Raw genomic sequence first — 15,657 nt, forward strand, 5'->3', positions numbered from 1 at the left:
CGGGGAATGGTCACAAAAATAAAAAAATTAAACATTTTTATCTTTATTAATTTTTATTTTACTGGCATAATAGAAAGTAAAAAACACGGTGAGGAAAGAGTGGGTGGAACGATGAAAACGACAGAGCAAAATTATTCTATAAAAGAGGCGATGCTATTTAGCCAACGAATTGCTCAGTTAAGCAAGGCGCTTTGGAAATCGATCGAAAAAGACTGGCAGCAATGGATTAAACCATTTGACTTAAACATTAACGAACATCATATTTTATGGATTGCATATCATTTTAAAGGGGCGTCGATTTCGGAAATTGCAAAATTTGGAGTGATGCATGTATCCACAGCGTTTAATTTTTCAAAAAAATTAGAAGAGAGAGGCTTGCTTTCCTTTTCGAAAAAACAAGACGATAAACGCAATACGTACATTGAACTGACAGAAAAAGGAGAAGAAGTATTACTGAAATTAATGGAATCGTATGATCCAACGCAAAACGCGGTGTTTAACGGAGCATTGCCGCTGCGCGAGCTATATGGAAAGTTTCCAGAAATTTTAGAAATGATGTGTATCATCCGCAACATTTATGGCGATGACTTTATGGAAATTTTTGAAAGAGCGTTTGAAAACATTAAAAACGATTTCGTGGAACAAGATGGAAAACTAGTGAAACGAAACGCGAAATCGCAAGAAAAAGAAAAGGAGCTAACAAGTCAGTCTAGCTAACGGTTTTCATTAACTTTTTCAATTCCGTCATTAGGGGGACAAACATTTGCTGCTTAAGGAGAGCGTCAACTGTCTGTTCGAGCGGAAGGCTAGGATGGAGCATTCCCGCGAAATGAAGGAGAAGCGGGGTGAAAATCGTCAGCCCTTCCGCTTTTTGTTTTTCATATTCCTCGCTTAACTGTTCGCAAAGGGCAAGCACTTCATCTACTTCTTCTTTTGTTAAATTTGCTTTAATAACAAGATAATAAAACGGTTTTTTTTGTTTCATCGACCATTTCCATTAACAACGATCGATGGAATTCCAATTTGGCGATTCGTTCCTCTAGTGTTCCCATATGCGCGCTCCTTTTGCCGAACATAATGGACAAGTTTTTACGTATATTTTACCTAATTTATGAAAAACAACCAATAAAAAAGTTTTTTTCAGGGGAGAAGAGTTTTTCTGTAAAAATCATATTGATTTATAAAAAGAAACGTTGTAAAGTAAATGAGTAATTATGAATAGGAGGGGAAACAGGTTTGACGGTGTACTTTATACCCCTTGCTGTCATTATTTTATTTCTTATTAATCAATTAACATCTCGCCTTTGCGCGCAAAGGGAAATACCAGAAGAAAAGCAACCAAGTGTTTTTCGAACAATCAACGTTCTTATTACGATTTTATTAATTTCTTCCTATTTTGAAGTGTTATTTACATAGAAAAAAGCTGACAGCTTGTGCTGCCAGCTTTTTTGTAGATGTGTTGTAGACAAGGGGAAGGGGTTATTAGAATAAACATGAGCATCCAACAATAATTAACAAAATAAACAACACAACAATTAACGCAAAGCCTCCTGCATAAGGTGCGCCCATTGTAACACCTCCTTTCAAAAAGGAGCAATTCAGCCTCAGATGCTTCATCATCATCATATGTAAGGCAAAAACACATGTATGGGCGTATGACTAAAAGGAAAAAGTTTTTTTCTTTATGAAAAATATGTTATAGTTATTGTTGTAATTTTTTTTGTCAAAAAATTGGTGTGGGAGTTGTGGAACAAATGAGAAAATGGATGATCGTTGCAGCCGTCGCCGCTGTTTTTGGGCTTTCGGCCTGCAATAACGGCGATTCTGAAGTCATTGTAAAAACAAAGGACGGCAACATCACAAAAGAAGAATTTTATAATGAAATGAAGGCCCGCGTAGGCAAGGAAGTGATTCGTGACCTTGTTCATGAAAAAGTATTAAGCAAAAAATATAAAGTGACGGACAAGGAAATCGATAAAGAAATCGAGAACTTAAAAGAAATGTATGGAACGCAATATGATTTAGTCGTTCAGCAAAATGGAGAAAAAGCGATCCGGGATATGGTGAAACTGGATCTTTTGCGGCAAAAAGCAGCAATGGAAGATATAAAAGTAACGGATAAAGAGTTAAAAGACTATTATAAGAACTATAAACCGAAAATTAGAGCGAGCCACATTTTAGTAAAAGATGAAAAGACAGCAGAAGAAATTAAAACGAAGCTTGATAAAGGAGAAGACTTCGCAAAGCTTGCGAAACAATATTCACAAGACCCAGGGTCAGCACCGAATGGCGGCGATTTAGGCTGGTTTGGACCTGGAAAAATGGTGAAAGAATTTGAAGATGCGGCCTATAAGCTAAAAGTAGGACAAGTGAGCGATCCGGTGAAAACAGACTATGGCTACCATATCATCAAAGTAACGGATAAAGAGGAGAAAAAGCCGTTTAACGAAATGAAAGAGGAAATCGAATTCGAAGTAAAACAAAGCAAATTGGATCCAGCAAAAGTACAATCAAAAGTAGAAAAACTGATAAAAGATGCAAAAGTGGAGATTGAAGATAAAGATTTGCAAGATGTGTTAAAATAACGGTCAAAAACAAAAGGAAGCGGGTAAGAATCGCTTCCTTTTGTTCATTCCAATCCTTTTTGAATTGTTGCGGCAATGGTTTGTAAATCGTCAAACGTATAATCGCTTGCATGGGATTTCCATACAGCGCCAAATCCATCTCCTTTGCCGTAACGAGGGATTAAGTGAACATGATAATGAAAGACAGTTTGCCCTGCTTGTTCACCGTTATTGTTTAGTAAATTTAAGCCGGCTGGGGAAAATTGTTTTTTGATCGCGTTTGCGATTTTTGGAACAACGGTAAAGACGTGGCTTGCAACATCTGGAGTGAGTTCAAAAATGTTTTCTTTATGTACTTTTGGAATGACAAGCGTATGCCCTTTCGTTACTTGGCTGATGTCGAGAAAAGCCAATACATGTTCATCTTCATACACTTTTGCCGCTGGGATGTCTCCGTTTACAATTTTGCAAAAAATGCATTCACTCACTAGAAAAAGCCACCTTTCCTATTTTTTCTTCCATTTTACCATAAAAAGAGCAGGATGTAATCTTGTATTGATTACATCCTGCTTTAGTGAAAAGGGGAGAGGGTTTATTCAAACAAAATGGCGTTTGATGAACACCCCATTTGCAAAAAAAGTTGTTAAAGAGTGAGTTTTCCTTTGTTCAAGATGACCATCCCCTTTAAGCTCTTACATAGAGGTTCGTTGCTTCATAGCAATGGAACGATGGTCTTGTCTTTCACAAACACCTCATTTACTTAAGGAGTTTCGCGCTTCCTCACTGCATTACAATGGTGTTACTTCGACAAGTGTGTCTTTCGTGAACACCTCATTTCCAAGTGGATGATTCATCATTTGCGCTGTTCCTCATCCCCTCTTCGCTATTTATCATGCCCGAGAAAAAAGGATGTATGCAAAAAGGAGAGAGATAATTTTTGGAAAGTATTTGTTGCTTTGATAAAATGAAAATGTAATCCGTAATTTATGAATAGAAAGGAAGCAGGCGATGGCGCTTTTGGAAGTTCAACATTTATACGGGGGATATACGAAGCAAAACGTGCTCGAAGATGTTTCGTTTACCGTCGATCGCGGGGAAATAGTTGGTTTAATCGGTCTAAACGGCGCGGGAAAAAGTACGACGATCAAGCATATTATTGGGCTGATGGAACCGAGGAAAGGGACGATTACGATTAACGGAAAAACGTTTTCGGAACAGCCGGATGTATATCGTTCGCAATTTACATATATACCAGAAACACCTATTTTGTACGAGGAACTGACATTGGAGGAACATTTGCAATTAACGGCGATGGCTTATGGATTGGAAAAACATGAATACGAACGGCGTCTTCCGCCGTTATTAAAAGAATTTCGCATGGAGAAAAGGTTAAAATGGTTTCCTGCTCATTTTTCCAAGGGAATGAAGCAGAAAGTCATGATTATGTGCGCCTTTTTAGTGGAGCCAGAGCTTTATATCATTGACGAGCCGTTTCTTGGCCTTGATCCGTTAGGGATTCATTCTTTGCTTGAACAAATGCAGCAAATGAAGAAAAAAGGGGCGGGCATTTTAATGTCGACACATATTTTGGCGACAGCAGAAAAATATTGTGATTCGTTTGTCATTTTGCATAACGGAAAAGTAAGGGCGAAAGGAACGCTCGAGGAGTTGCGTGAACAATTTTCTTCTCCAGCGGCAACGTTGGATGAACTATATATTGCGTTAACAAAGGAAGAAAGCGTATGATGGATGGAAAAAAACTATGGAACGACCGCCTTTATCAAGAAGTGCGAAAAATGCGGCGCTATTTACGTTATATGTTGAACGATCATCTATTGTTTATATTGCTCATTGGCATTGGCCTAGGGGCGGTCGCCTACCATCGTTGGGTACAAACGCTTCCGCCGCATTTTCCTTATCCCATCATTGCCGCACTGATTTTTTCTTTCGTATTGACGTTTGGTTCGTTGCGCACGTTATTTCAAGAAGCGGATATCGTGTTTTTATTGCCGTCTGAGACAAAGCTTCGTCCATATATTCAACGGGCTTTTTTGCTGAGTTTTCTTTTGCAGGGATATGGGCTGCTTCTTGTATGGTTGGCAATTGCGCCGCTTCACCGGAAGTTTTCCGATGTTTCTTTATGGCTGCTGTTTTTCGTGTTGCTCGTTTTGAAAGGATGGAATTTGTTTATAAGCTGGAAAGGAAATTATTTTATTGAACCGCTTGCCCATCGTCTTAGCATGGTCGCACGGTTTGGGGTCAATGCTCTTTTTGTTTACTTTTTGCTTGTTCCTGTTTCGGTTTTGTTTTTACTTGCTCTATGTGCCATCATCGCAGGCATAACGGTTTATTTGGTGCAAGCAACAAAGCGAAAAGGATGGAAATGGGAGCGGCTCATTGAACAAGAAACAAGTGCGGTGCGCACATTTTACCGTATCGCCAATTTATTTACCGATGTTCCACAATGGAAAGAGGAGGCGAAACGCCGGCGCTGGCTTGATTTTCTAGTTTCTATGATTCCATATCATCCAAAAAATACGTTTCTTTATTTGTACGCAAGAACATTCATCCGTTCGGGCGGATATTTAGGTCTTTATATCCGTTTAATCGCAATCGGATTGTTATTTCTTTATATTGTTCCATCCGAATACGGAAAAATCGCCGCGTCGTTATTTTTTCTTTACATCACCGGCTTTCAATTATTCGCATTGATCGACCATCACCGGACAAACTTGTTGATCCGATTATATCCGCTTCCAAACGATGTGCGGAAACAGGCATTATGCCGCCTTCTCTTTTTCTTATTAATGGTGCAAAACATTGTTTTCAGTTTGTTTTTATTCCTGCTTTATGCTGGCTGGATATGGGGAGCGTCATGGATGGCAGGAGCTGTTTTTAGTTATTGGCTACTGTTTCATTATCTTTCCAAACGTCGCAAGCGGGAGGGAAAAATATGAAAAAGATGTATATCACAACAGGAACAACGGATTATTTGCAAAAAGTGAAAGACATGCATGCGAACGAAACGATGTTGTTGTTGGAAAGGGAAGAAGATGCTGTTTTGATTCATGAAACAGATGGCAAAACGGTGTTTAAAGAGCCGCGCCGTTATGAGGTGATCGATGCAGTTGGTGAGTTGGGCGGAGCGTTTGTTGTATGCAATAATATTCCGGTGACCGACGAAGGGCGGCCGCTATTTGAGCATCGCTTTGTGCAGCGGGCAAGACTGATTGAAAATGAACCTGGATTTGTTGCGATTCGCGTACTGCGTCCGCTTTCTAATGACACGTATATCATTATGACATTATGGGAAGGAAAAGAGCATTTTGAAAATTGGCAGCGTTCAAAAGCGTTCACAAAAGCGCATGAGCAGCGGAAAGAAGAACAAAAACCATCTCAACAAAAAATATTTCCGCGTCCATCTTATATAACAGTCTATTCGGTCGTTCAAGAAAGATAAAACGGTTTTTTACCTCCGCTTTTTCGAATGAATAAGCGGGGGTTTTTTGTATATAAGTGTTTCACACCTTTATTCTCCTTTCATATGCTGTAGTACATCCATGTTGGGAAAATGTCCTATTTAACAATGGAAAGCATATAGGAAAGGAGAATATAAATGGGTGTGGAATTAACGGTGCTGCACTGGATTTACTTAGCGTTTATCGTGTTTATTATCGGATTTATGATCGCGCGAAAAGATACATCACTTATTTGCATTATCGGGATCTTTTTGTTAGCCGCTACAGCGACCCATTCGTTAAGCGCGGCGATCAGCGGGGTGTTTAATAGCTTTATTTACGCGATTACAGAGCTTTTGCCAACCATTTTAGTGATTTCCATTATTGTGGCAATGAGCAAAGTGATGACAACAACAGGAATTAATGATGTGATGATTTCACCGTTTATCCGGTTTATCCGCACTCCGGGATGGGCGTATTGGACGATTGGGATTTTGATGATGATCATTTCTTGGTTTTTCTGGCCATCTCCCGCAGTTGCGTTAATGGGTGCAGTGTTACTGCCTGTGGCCATTCGTGTTGGGTTGCCGGCGTTAGGAGCGGCGATGGCGATGAATTTGTTTGGTCACGGTATTGCTCTATCAGGAGATTTTATTATTCAAGGAGCGCCAAAACTGACAGCAGATGCCGCTGGTCTTTCTGTCTCCGAAGTCATTTCTGCCAGCGTGCCGCTTGTGTTTGTGATGGGAGTTGTTACTACGGTTGCTGCCTTTCTATTGCTTCGTCGTGATATGAAAAGGGGCCATTTCGCTAATGAAACGAATGAAGTAGCGGCGACAGCGGATGAGGCAATCGAAAAGGCAAAACAATTGTTGTCTAATCAAGCGAAAAATATGTTGGCGATCATCATTCCGATTTTATTTGTTCTAGATGTCATCGCAATGTTTTATTTGCGCCTGCAAGGTGGAGATGCGACTGCGTTAATCGGTGGAACAGCGATTTTTATTTTAATTCTTATTTCCATTTTTGCTTATAAACAAGAAAGTTTTAGTGAAATTACGAATTATTTAATCGAAGGATTTCAATTTGGCTTTAAAGTGTTTGGACCAGTCATTCCAATCGCGGCGTTTTTTTATCTCGGTGACGCAGGGTTTGTCAAAATCATCGGAGAACACTTGCCTAAACTATCGCAAGGAATTGTAAACGATCTAGGAATTGCGCTCGCTCATGTCGTACCGCTCAGCGATGGAGTTGGAGCGGTCACGTTAGCGATTGTAGGAGCAATCACAGGATTGGATGGTTCAGGATTTTCTGGTATTTCGTTAACGGGGTCGGTTGCTCATTTATTCGCGACAGCGATTGGCGGCGGTGCCGCGACATTAACTGCGCTTGGACAAATTGCGGCAATTTGGGTTGGAGGCGGCACGCTTGTTCCGTGGGCGCTTATTCCAGCGGCAGCTATTTGCGGTGTAGACCCGTTTGAGCTGGCGCGCCGAAACTTGGTTCCGGTGGCGATTGGACTTGTTGTGACAACCATTGTAGCGATGTTTTTGATTTAACATTGACGAAAAAGCTGTCTCGTAGGAGTGAGCGAGGCGGCTTTTTTGATATAATAATAAAGGAACACGAATGATTTTTTGATATAACCATGAAAAGTATAAAAAACGGAATGACTGGCTATTTATTTCTGAAATCAGACGAACGAAACGGTATTGTGCAGAAAGTCAGTAACAAACGAAAATAAATCGTCAATTTTTTGACAGTTTCCCCCCATTGCTATACATTGTCATAAGAACCTTGTATAGTTATAATTGTAACTTTGTATACAATTGCTTTGATGAAAAATTTTTTATCTTTTATAGATCTATCGATGTTGAATGAAAGAAAGGCGGATGAGGATGTCAAAACAAAAGAATGATACATTTTTACGCGCCTGCCGCGGCGAAAAGACAGATTATGTTCCGGTTTGGTATATGAGACAAGCGGGAAGGTCCCAGCCGGAGTATCGGGCGCTTAAGGAGAAATATTCGTTATTTGAAATTACCCATCAACCAGAGCTTTGTGCTTATGTAACAAGATTGCCGGTCGAACAATATCATGTGGATGCGGCCATTTTATATAAAGATATTATGTCCCCGCTTCCGGCGATTGGTGTTGATGTAGAAATTAAAGCAGGGGTTGGACCGGTGATTGCTAATCCCATCCGCTCTCTTGCGGATGTAGAAAAACTTGGAGAAATTCATCCGGAAGAAGATGTGCCATATGTATTGGAAACCATCAAACTGCTGACGACTGAACAATTAAATGTTCCGCTCATCGGATTTGCGGGTGCGCCGTTTACGCTTGCGAGCTATATGATTGAAGGCGGTCCATCGAAAAACTACAATAAAACGAAAGCGTTTATGTACGCAGAATCAAAAGCGTGGTTTGCTCTGATGGACAAGCTTGCTGATATGACGATTCGCTATGTGAAGGCGCAAATTCGTGCTGGCGCGAGCGCGATTCAAATTTTTGATTCATGGGTTGGCGCGGTGAATGTTGACGATTACCGCACATTTATTAAACCGACAATGGCTCGTATTTTTGCGGCGCTTCGCGAAGAAAACGTTCCGCTTATTATGTTTGGGGTTGGTGCGAGCCATTTAGCGAAAGAATGGAACGATTTGCCGCTTGATGTAATCGGACTCGACTGGCGGCTTTCGATTCGCAAAGCGCGGGAAATAGGAATTACAAAGGCGCTTCAGGGAAATTTAGATCCAGCAGTTCTTCTGGCTCCTTGGGAAGTAATTGAAAAACGCGTGAAACAAATTTTGGACGAAGGCATGGAACAGCCGGGATATATATTCAACTTAGGCCACGGCATTTTTCCAGAGATTCAGCCAGAAACGTTAAAACGGTTAACGGCGTTTATCCATGACTATACGTCAAGAAAATAAGAGGTGTTAGTAAAGATGGCAAAAAAGAAAATGGGATTATTAGTGATGGCGTACGGAACTCCATATAAAGAAGAAGATATTGAACGATATTATACGCACATTCGTCATGGCCGAAAGCCTTCTTCGGAACTATTGGAAGATTTAAAACAACGCTACAAAGCGATTGGAGGAATTTCTCCATTGGCAAAAATTACTCTGGAACAAGCGAAGCAATTGGAAAAGCGGCTTAACGACATTCAAGATGACATTGAGTTTCAAATGTACTTAGGATTAAAACATATTGAGCCGTTCGTGGAAGATGCCGTTCGCCAAATGCATGAAGATGGCATAAAAGAAGCTGTGAGCATTGTGCTTGCACCGCATTTTTCAACGTTTAGCATTCAATCGTATAATGAACGGGCAAAAGCGGAAGCAAAAAAATTAGGAGGACCGGTGATTTATACGATTGACAGCTGGCATGATGAACCGAAATTTATCGATTATTGGGTGGAAAAAGTAAAAGAAGTATACGCGTCCATGACCGAAGAAGAACGCGAAAAAGCAGTGCTTATCGTGTCAGCGCATAGCCTGCCGGAAAAAATTATTGCAGTTGGTGACCCATATCCGCAGCAGCTTGCCGAAACAGCTAAACTAATTGCGGAAAAAGCAGGTGTAAAACATTATGCGGTAGGTTGGCAAAGTGCCGGCAACACACCAGAGCCTTGGTTAGGACCAGACGTACAAGATTTAACGAGACAGCTGCATCAGGAAAAAGGATATACATCGTTTGTTTATGTTCCAGTCGGTTTTGTCGCTGATCATTTGGAAGTGTTGTACGATAACGATATTGAATGTAAACAAGTAACAGAAGAAATCGGGGCAAACTATTATCGGCCGGAAATGCCGAATGCGAATCCAAAATTCATCGATGCATTGGCAACAGTTGTATTAAAACGGATCAAACTTTGATAAAGAAGGCGATGAACAGTGAGTGGCGAAAAACGTACGGTTGTGATCATCGGAGGCGGAATAACAGGAATTGCCGCTGCCTATTATTTGCAAAAAGCAATTAAAGAACAACAGCTTCCTATTGAATGTAAACTGGTAGAAGCGACCCATCGTTTAGGCGGCAAAGTGCAAACAATGATACGTGACGGTTTTGTGATTGAGCGCGGTCCTGATTCGTTTTTAGCGCGGAAAACAAGCGCTTTTCGTCTTGTGCAGGAAGTAGGGCTAGAAGACGAGATTGTTCATAACGCGACAGGAAAATCGTACATCTTAGTGAACGGCAAGCTATATCCGATACCAGGCGGAGCCGTCATGGGGATTCCGACACAAATCGGTCCGTTTATCACGACAGGGTTGTTTTCTCCGCTGGGAAAACTGCGTGCTGCCCTTGATTTTATTTTGCCGCCGACAAAAACAGAAGGCGATTTATCATTAGGACAATTTTTCCGCCGCCGATTTGGCGATGAGGTGGTAGATAACTTAATTGAGCCGCTGTTATCTGGCATTTATGCAGGCGATATTGATCAAATGAGTTTAATGTCGACATTTCCGCAGTTCTTTCAATTGGAGCAGCGATACGGCAGCCTGGTGCGAGGTGCAAAACGAACGACGCCAAAAGCAGCAAAACAACGGAAAGGCGCGTTTCAAACATTAAAAACGGGATTGCAATCGTTAGTCGATGAAGTGGAAAAACGATTGGAACAAGGCAGTGTCATGAAAGGGGTGCGGGTAGAAAACGTTAGACGCGAAGGAACAGAATATCGTTTGCGTTTAAGCAATGGAGAAGTGTGGAAAGCAGATAGCATTATCGTCGCGATACCGCACTCATCTGTACCAGCGATGTTTGCTGATTATCCGTTTTTCGCGCCGTTTCAATCAGTTCCATCGACGTCGGTAGCAACCGTGGCATTGGCCTTTCCGGAAAGCGCTATTGAACAAGATATTGATGGAACGGGCTTTGTCGTTTCCCGCCGCAATGATTATACGATTACGGCTTGCACATGGACACATAAAAAATGGCCGCATACCGCACCAAGCGGAAAAGCACTGTTGCGTTGCTATGTCGGCCGTCCTGGCGATGAAGAAATTGTCGAACAGTCAGATGACGAAATCGTCCGCGTCGTGCTGGATGATTTAAACAAAGTTATGCGTATTACGGGACGTCCGGAATTTTTCGTTATTTCGCGATGGAAAAGGGCGATGCCACAATATACGGTAGGCCATAAAGAGCGGCTTGCGAATATAAAAGCACACATGGACTCTGAGCTTCCAGGTGTGTTTTTAGCGGGAAGTTCGTACGAAGGATTAGGGCTGCCGGATTGCATTGCCCAAGGGGAAGAAGCGGTAAAAAAAAGTACTCGATTATTTGCAAGTGAGCCATCGAAAGTTTGCGGAGGTTAACTAAAAAGAGTTAACCTCTTTCTTTTTTGTGAAAAATATGTTATGATTTTAGACGTAATGACCAAATTGTTCATTTAGTCATTCGAAGGATGAGGGAAATGTCTATTGATCGAAAACAACAAATCATTGAAGCGGCTACTAAATCGTTTTCGTTATTTGGTTACAAGGCAACAACGATGGAGCAAATAGCGAAGCTCGCCAATGTCGGAAAAGGCACGATTTATACGTTTTTTAAAAACAAAGAAGACTTATTGGATGCAATTATCTCTTCACTTATTTTAGAAATAAAAAAGTCAGCGGAGCAAGCGATGGATCCCAATCGTCCCTTTTCGGAAAACGTGCATCGCGCCCTGTATCGCATTTTAGAGTTTCGCCAGCAGCATCAATTAACGGCGAAGCTTCTTCAAGAGGTGCGCAATGTCGGAACGGCGGCAGTCCAAGAAGTGATGAAAAAATTAGATTGGGCCATTATCGATTACATTCGTGAGAAAATCGAAATCGCTATAAAAAAAGGAGAAATTCGCGACTGCGATGCTGAAATTACAGCGTTTTTAATGTTAAAAGTATATATCGCATTAATTGTCGATTGGGAGCAAGATCATGATCCGCTGCCGAAAGAAAAAATTGCTGAACTATTTGAGCTTTATTTTTTGAAAGGATTGTCGAAATAGATAGTCCTTCTCTTTTTTACTTAAAAATGACCAAATGGACAAATTGGTCAATTGTATAGAGGAGGGAGAAAATGCGAGGACTTTCATTATTATGGAAAGAGGCGCATGCGATTTTTCGTAATCGAAAGACATTGATATCGATTATTGCTGTTATATGCATTCCGATATTATATAGTGGAATGTTTTTATGGGCGTTTTGGGATCCATACGCTCATCTGGATAAATTGCCTGTTGCTGTGGTGAACAACGACAAAGGAGCAGCGATGAACGGTGAAAAATTGGAAATTGGCGATAAGTTAGTAGAAAAGCTGAAAGAAAACAAGAAATTTGATTGGCATTTTGTTTCTGAAAAAGAAGCGGAAAAAGGATTGCAACATCAAAAGTATTATATGGCCATTGAAATTCCGGAAGATTTCTCGGAAAATGCTACGACTTTACAGAATGAACATCCAAAACCGATGAAACTCATCTATAAGCCAAACGAAGGATTTAACTTCCTATCGGCGCAAATTGGCGATAGTGCCGTAGAGAAGATTAAAGAAGAAGTTTCCAATACGGTGACAGAAACGTACGCGGAAGCGATGTTTGAAAATATCCGCGAGATGGCGAAAGGACTTGATCGGGCTAGCGAAGGTGCAAAACAGCTGCATGACGGCATTCAAAAAGCAAATGATGGCGGTGTCTCGCTGCAAAGCGGTCTGCATTCCGCGAAAGAAGGAAGCGGGAAATTAGCGAAAGGAGCGCATGCGGCAAAAAATGGTGCTAATGAGCTTTATAAAAACTTAAAACTGCTCGCTGAAAAATCGCTTACGTTTGAAAATGGATTGCAATCGGCTAGCGAAGGCGCTAATCAGCTAAACGCCGGGCTCTATCAGCTGCAAAATGGTTTTACAAAAATGCAGGACGGCCATTCACGACTATTAGCTGGCGCGAAACAAGTGGAGAATGGTGCGAAACAACTGTCCGGCGGTCTTCATCAATCGCTTGATGGAATGCAACAAATGAAAGAAAACATTCCGCCATTAACACAAGGATCGCAGAATTTACAAAATGGAGCACAAAAGCTTTCCGCATCGATGGAACAATGGAAGCAAGGGGCTGAGAAGACAAATAAAGGCGCTGTCCAAGTAAGCCAAGGATTAGAAAAAGCGGTAGCCCAATTGGACGCGTTAGCAGCACAAGCAACAGATCCAAAAGAAAAAATGCAATTACAAACTCTGAAAGAACAATTACTTCCTCTATCCGAAGGAAGCAAACAAGTCGCTCAAGGAATGGAACAGTTATCGAATAGTGCCGGTCAATTAAAAACAGGTGCGGATCAGCTTGCTGCGGGAGCTTCTAGGCTCCATAATGGCCAGCTTGCGTTAAGCGAAGGAGTCGAAAAGCTTTTAGCAGGCCAGCAACAATTAGCAAGCGGTGCTGACGCGCTTGTTGCCGGCCAGTCGGAAGTAGTGCAAGGATTAACAGTGTTTGGGGAAAAATTACAAGAAGGAAAAAATGGTGTTGATCAGTTAGTCGCGGGAAGTGATCGATTGTCTTCTGGGTTGCATCAGCTCGCCCAAGGATCAAACAAATTAAAAGATGGCGCCCATCAGCTTGCGGATGGGTCCGGAAAGCTTGCCGATGGCATGAATGACCTTGAAAATGGCGCTGTGTCGCTTTCCAACGGCATGAATCAACTTGCTAACGGTTCTAATCAGCTTGTAAGTGGAATGAAAAAATTAGAGGATGGATCGAATGAGTTGGCAGATAAACTAGCTGATGGCGCGAAAAAAGCGAGTGATGTCAAAGCAAATGATGATACTTATAAAATGTTTGCCGATCCAGTGAAAAAGAAAAATGAAAAAATGAATCATGTGCCAAACTATGGTACCGGATTTACACCATACTTCTTATCGCTAGGATTGTTTGTCGGCGCCCTTGTTTTGTCCATTGTGTTTCCATTGCGTGAACCAGCGGACGTGCCAAAATCAGGATTTAGCTGGTTTATTGGGAAATTTGGCATTTTAGTAGCCGTTGGGATTATCCAATCATTGCTGGCAGATGCCGTATTACTTGGAGCATTAGACATTCATGTCCAAAGTGTTCCTAGATTTATACTATTTACGATGATCACAAGCATTACGTTTATTGCGTTAATTCAATTCCTAGTGACGACGTTGGCAGATCCGGGGCGTTTTATTGCAATTGTTGTATTAATTTTGCAACTTACAACAAGTGCTGGAACGTTCCCGCTTGAATTGATTCCAGACGTATTGCAATACTTCAATGCTTGGTTGCCGATGACATATTCGGTGCTTGGATTTAAAGCGGTTATTTCTAGTGGAGATTTTGCGTTTATGTGGCATAACGCAGCTGTTTTAGCCTTGTTTATTGCCATTTTCATGGTAGGAACAATTTTATACTTTATTGCACAGCATAAACGTCAGTTTGATAAACAGATGAACGAAGCTTCCGAAGCGTAATGCTTTGGAAGCTTTTTTCATCTACGTTCAACGTTTATGAATGAAGCAGCGCGGACACATATAGATTCAATGACGATCCATACAAAAAAAAATTAAAGATGCCTCTAGAGAGAAGCACCTTTACGTATATAGACAGAAACGTTTTTCGTGTTATTGATGATAAACGACGCCTAAACAATTAGTGCATGTGTTTCCGTAGCATTCATGCTGTTCTTCTATTTCTTTGCCGCATTGCACACATTTTTTTGGCGGTAGGTTTTTGAAAAATTCTAACACTTTTACTAACATTGCGATCGCCTCCGTTGTTTTGTTACTTGTATTGTATTATAACAGAATGTGATTTGTCAATAACTGTTTTAAAACAAATTTCGCCAAAGATGCAAAGTCCACTAAATTTATGTATGATGATAACAGATGAGTACATAAGGAGGAGTACGATGAAAGTTACGGTTATTGGCTATTGGGGAGGTTTTCCAGCAGCGAATGAAGCAACCTCCGGATATTTGTTTGAGCATGACGAATTTCGCTTGTTAGTGGATTGTGGAAGCGGCGTGCTTTCGAAATTGCAAAATTATGTATCTGTCGAAAAATTAAATGCGGTAATCGTATCTCATTATCATCATGACCATGTCGCGGATATCGGTCCATTGCAATATGCGCGGCTGATCAAAAAGAATCTTGGAGTACAATTGCCAGTGCTTCCGATTTACGGGCACCCATTTGATCAAGGGGAATTTGCCCGTCTAGCGCATGAGGGGATTACCGAAGCGGTTGCTTATGATCCGGAACGATCGCTTCAAGTCGGACCGTTTCACATTACCTTTATGAAGACAGTGCATCCAGTTACTTGCTATGCGATGCGAATTACAGCAGGAGATGCAACGGTCGTTTATACGGCTGATTCTAGCTATTTACCGGAGTTTGCGCCGTTTGCTGAAAATGCGGATTTGCTTATTTGTGAATGCAATTTTTACGCCGGGCAAAACGCCGCTCCCGCCGGCCATATGACGAGCGAAGAAGCAGCAATGATTGCCCGTGATGCAAACGTAACGGAACTATGGTTAACCCATTTGCCGCATTTTGGAGAGCATACGCAGCTTGTCAGCGAGGCAAATGCAGTGTTTTCCGGCAAAGTGCAGTTAGCGAAAACAGGACTAGTGTGGGAAAAATAGAAA

16 protein-coding genes and 1 pseudogene are annotated in these 15,657 nt (G+C 41.3%); 13 read left to right on the forward strand and 4 right to left on the reverse strand.

Going from position 1 to position 15,657, the window contains the following annotated elements; all coding sequences use genetic code 11:
• Positions 1-111 precede the first annotated feature (111 nt).
• Positions 112-717, forward strand: coding sequence for an HTH-type transcriptional regulator Hpr (locus DER53_RS07780; RefSeq protein WP_012749335.1), 606 nt, complete (start codon positions 112-114; stop codon positions 715-717).
• Here DER53_RS07780 and DER53_RS07785 read toward each other — a convergent pair.
• A pseudogene (locus tag DER53_RS07785) lies at positions 710-1,052 on the reverse strand (YhaI family protein). The gene DER53_RS07780 and the pseudogene DER53_RS07785 sit on opposite strands and share 8 nt — an antisense overlap.
• 184 nt (positions 1,053-1,236) lie before the next feature.
• On the opposite strand from DER53_RS07785, the gene DER53_RS07790 reads away from it, so the two are divergent.
• Positions 1,237-1,416, forward strand: coding sequence for a hypothetical protein (locus tag DER53_RS07790; protein WP_012749337.1), 180 nt, complete (start codon positions 1,237-1,239; stop codon positions 1,414-1,416).
• 66 nt (positions 1,417-1,482) lie between these two features.
• Here DER53_RS07790 and DER53_RS07795 read toward each other — a convergent pair whose 3' ends face one another.
• Positions 1,483-1,569, reverse strand: coding sequence for a YjcZ family sporulation protein (locus tag DER53_RS07795; RefSeq protein ID WP_073967926.1), 87 nt, complete (start codon positions 1,567-1,569; stop codon positions 1,483-1,485).
• A gap of 185 nt (positions 1,570-1,754) precedes the next feature.
• On the opposite strand from DER53_RS07795, the gene DER53_RS07800 reads away from it, so the two are divergent.
• A complete protein-coding gene (locus tag DER53_RS07800) occupies positions 1,755-2,585 on the forward strand; it encodes a peptidylprolyl isomerase (RefSeq protein ID WP_012749338.1) in 831 nt (276 codons plus the stop codon).
• Positions 2,586-2,629: 44 nt separating this feature from the next.
• Here the strand turns inward: DER53_RS07800 and DER53_RS07805 are convergent, their stop codons facing one another.
• Positions 2,630-3,052 carry an HIT family protein gene (locus tag DER53_RS07805; protein ID WP_012749339.1) on the reverse strand — a complete coding sequence of 141 codons (423 nt, stop codon included), beginning with the start codon at positions 3,050-3,052 and terminating at the stop codon, positions 2,630-2,632.
• 520 nt (positions 3,053-3,572) lie between these two features.
• Here DER53_RS07805 and DER53_RS07810 point away from each other — a divergent pair.
• The 9 genes from DER53_RS07810 (at position 3,573) to DER53_RS07850 (ending at position 14,482) form a co-directional block, all read left to right on the forward strand.
• Positions 3,573-4,310, forward strand: a complete 738-nt coding sequence (locus DER53_RS07810; RefSeq protein ID WP_012749340.1) for an ABC transporter ATP-binding protein — start codon at positions 3,573-3,575, stop codon at positions 4,308-4,310.
• Positions 4,307-5,521 (forward strand): ABC transporter permease, encoded by a 1,215-nt coding sequence (locus tag DER53_RS07815; RefSeq protein ID WP_062753909.1) that lies wholly within the window; start codon positions 4,307-4,309, stop codon positions 5,519-5,521. Before DER53_RS07810 ends, DER53_RS07815 begins: the two co-directional genes overlap by 4 nt.
• Positions 5,518-6,024, forward strand: a complete 507-nt coding sequence (locus tag DER53_RS07820; protein ID WP_062677432.1) for an antibiotic biosynthesis monooxygenase family protein — start codon at positions 5,518-5,520, stop codon at positions 6,022-6,024. Before DER53_RS07815 ends, DER53_RS07820 begins: the two co-directional genes overlap by 4 nt.
• Before the next feature lie 156 nt (positions 6,025-6,180).
• The gene (locus DER53_RS07825) at positions 6,181-7,581 is read left to right on the forward strand and encodes a hypothetical protein (protein WP_062753907.1); all 1,401 of its coding nucleotides are present in this window, start codon (positions 6,181-6,183) and stop codon (positions 7,579-7,581) included.
• Between the two features lie 339 nt (positions 7,582-7,920).
• Positions 7,921-8,958: a uroporphyrinogen decarboxylase gene (hemE, locus tag DER53_RS07830; RefSeq protein WP_062753905.1), complete on the forward strand. Its 1,038-nt coding sequence runs from the start codon at positions 7,921-7,923 to the stop codon at positions 8,956-8,958.
• Between the two features lie 15 nt (positions 8,959-8,973).
• On the forward strand, positions 8,974-9,906 hold the full coding sequence (gene hemH, locus DER53_RS07835; RefSeq protein WP_062753903.1) for a ferrochelatase: 933 nt from the start codon (positions 8,974-8,976) through the stop codon (positions 9,904-9,906).
• A gap of 18 nt (positions 9,907-9,924) precedes the next feature.
• A complete protein-coding gene (gene hemY / locus DER53_RS07840; protein ID WP_121910037.1) occupies positions 9,925-11,346 on the forward strand; it encodes a protoporphyrinogen oxidase in 1,422 nt (473 codons plus the stop codon).
• A 98-nt stretch (positions 11,347-11,444) separates the two neighbouring features.
• Positions 11,445-12,017, forward strand: a complete 573-nt coding sequence (locus tag DER53_RS07845; RefSeq protein WP_062677436.1) for a TetR/AcrR family transcriptional regulator — start codon at positions 11,445-11,447, stop codon at positions 12,015-12,017.
• 71 nt (positions 12,018-12,088) lie between these two features.
• Positions 12,089-14,482: a YhgE/Pip domain-containing protein gene (locus tag DER53_RS07850; protein ID WP_062753900.1), complete on the forward strand. Its 2,394-nt coding sequence runs from the start codon at positions 12,089-12,091 to the stop codon at positions 14,480-14,482.
• Positions 14,483-14,632: 150 nt separating this feature from the next.
• Here the strand turns inward: DER53_RS07850 and yhfH are convergent, their stop codons facing one another.
• The gene (gene yhfH, locus DER53_RS07855; RefSeq protein ID WP_012749349.1) at positions 14,633-14,770 is read right to left on the reverse strand and encodes a protein YhfH; all 138 of its coding nucleotides are present in this window, start codon (positions 14,768-14,770) and stop codon (positions 14,633-14,635) included.
• 149 nt (positions 14,771-14,919) lie between these two features.
• Here yhfH and DER53_RS07860 point away from each other — a divergent pair, with 149 nt between their 5' ends.
• On the forward strand, positions 14,920-15,654 hold the full coding sequence (locus tag DER53_RS07860; RefSeq protein WP_012749350.1) for an MBL fold metallo-hydrolase: 735 nt from the start codon (positions 14,920-14,922) through the stop codon (positions 15,652-15,654).
• The last annotated feature ends 3 nt before the right edge of the window (positions 15,655-15,657 follow it).

The sequence above is a fragment of the Parageobacillus toebii NBRC 107807 genome, assembly GCF_003688615.2.
Taxonomy (GTDB): Bacteria; Bacillota; Bacilli; order Bacillales; family Anoxybacillaceae; genus Parageobacillus_B; species Parageobacillus_B toebii.

Bases quoted from the DNA above. Each gene is read 5' to 3' on its own strand.
- DER53_RS07780 (WP_012749335.1), top strand. From the start codon at position 112: ATGAAAACGACAGAGCAAAATTATTCTATAAAAGAGGCGATGCTATTT.
- DER53_RS07795 (WP_073967926.1), bottom strand. From the start codon at position 1,569: ATGGGCGCACCTTATGCAGGAGGCTTTGCGTTAATTGTTGTGTTGTTT.
- DER53_RS07800 (WP_012749338.1), top strand. From the start codon at position 1,755: ATGAGAAAATGGATGATCGTTGCAGCCGTCGCCGCTGTTTTTGGGCTT.
- DER53_RS07810 (WP_012749340.1), top strand. From the start codon at position 3,573: ATGGCGCTTTTGGAAGTTCAACATTTATACGGGGGATATACGAAGCAA.
- DER53_RS07815 (WP_062753909.1), top strand. From the start codon at position 4,307: ATGATGGATGGAAAAAAACTATGGAACGACCGCCTTTATCAAGAAGTG.
- DER53_RS07820 (WP_062677432.1), top strand. From the start codon at position 5,518: ATGAAAAAGATGTATATCACAACAGGAACAACGGATTATTTGCAAAAA.
- DER53_RS07825 (WP_062753907.1), top strand. From the start codon at position 6,181: ATGGGTGTGGAATTAACGGTGCTGCACTGGATTTACTTAGCGTTTATC.
- hemE (WP_062753905.1), top strand. From the start codon at position 7,921: ATGTCAAAACAAAAGAATGATACATTTTTACGCGCCTGCCGCGGCGAA.
- hemH (WP_062753903.1), top strand. From the start codon at position 8,974: ATGGCAAAAAAGAAAATGGGATTATTAGTGATGGCGTACGGAACTCCA.
- DER53_RS07845 (WP_062677436.1), top strand. From the start codon at position 11,445: ATGTCTATTGATCGAAAACAACAAATCATTGAAGCGGCTACTAAATCG.
- DER53_RS07850 (WP_062753900.1), top strand. From the start codon at position 12,089: ATGCGAGGACTTTCATTATTATGGAAAGAGGCGCATGCGATTTTTCGT.
- yhfH (WP_012749349.1), bottom strand. From the start codon at position 14,770: ATGTTAGTAAAAGTGTTAGAATTTTTCAAAAACCTACCGCCAAAAAAA.
- DER53_RS07860 (WP_012749350.1), top strand. From the start codon at position 14,920: ATGAAAGTTACGGTTATTGGCTATTGGGGAGGTTTTCCAGCAGCGAAT.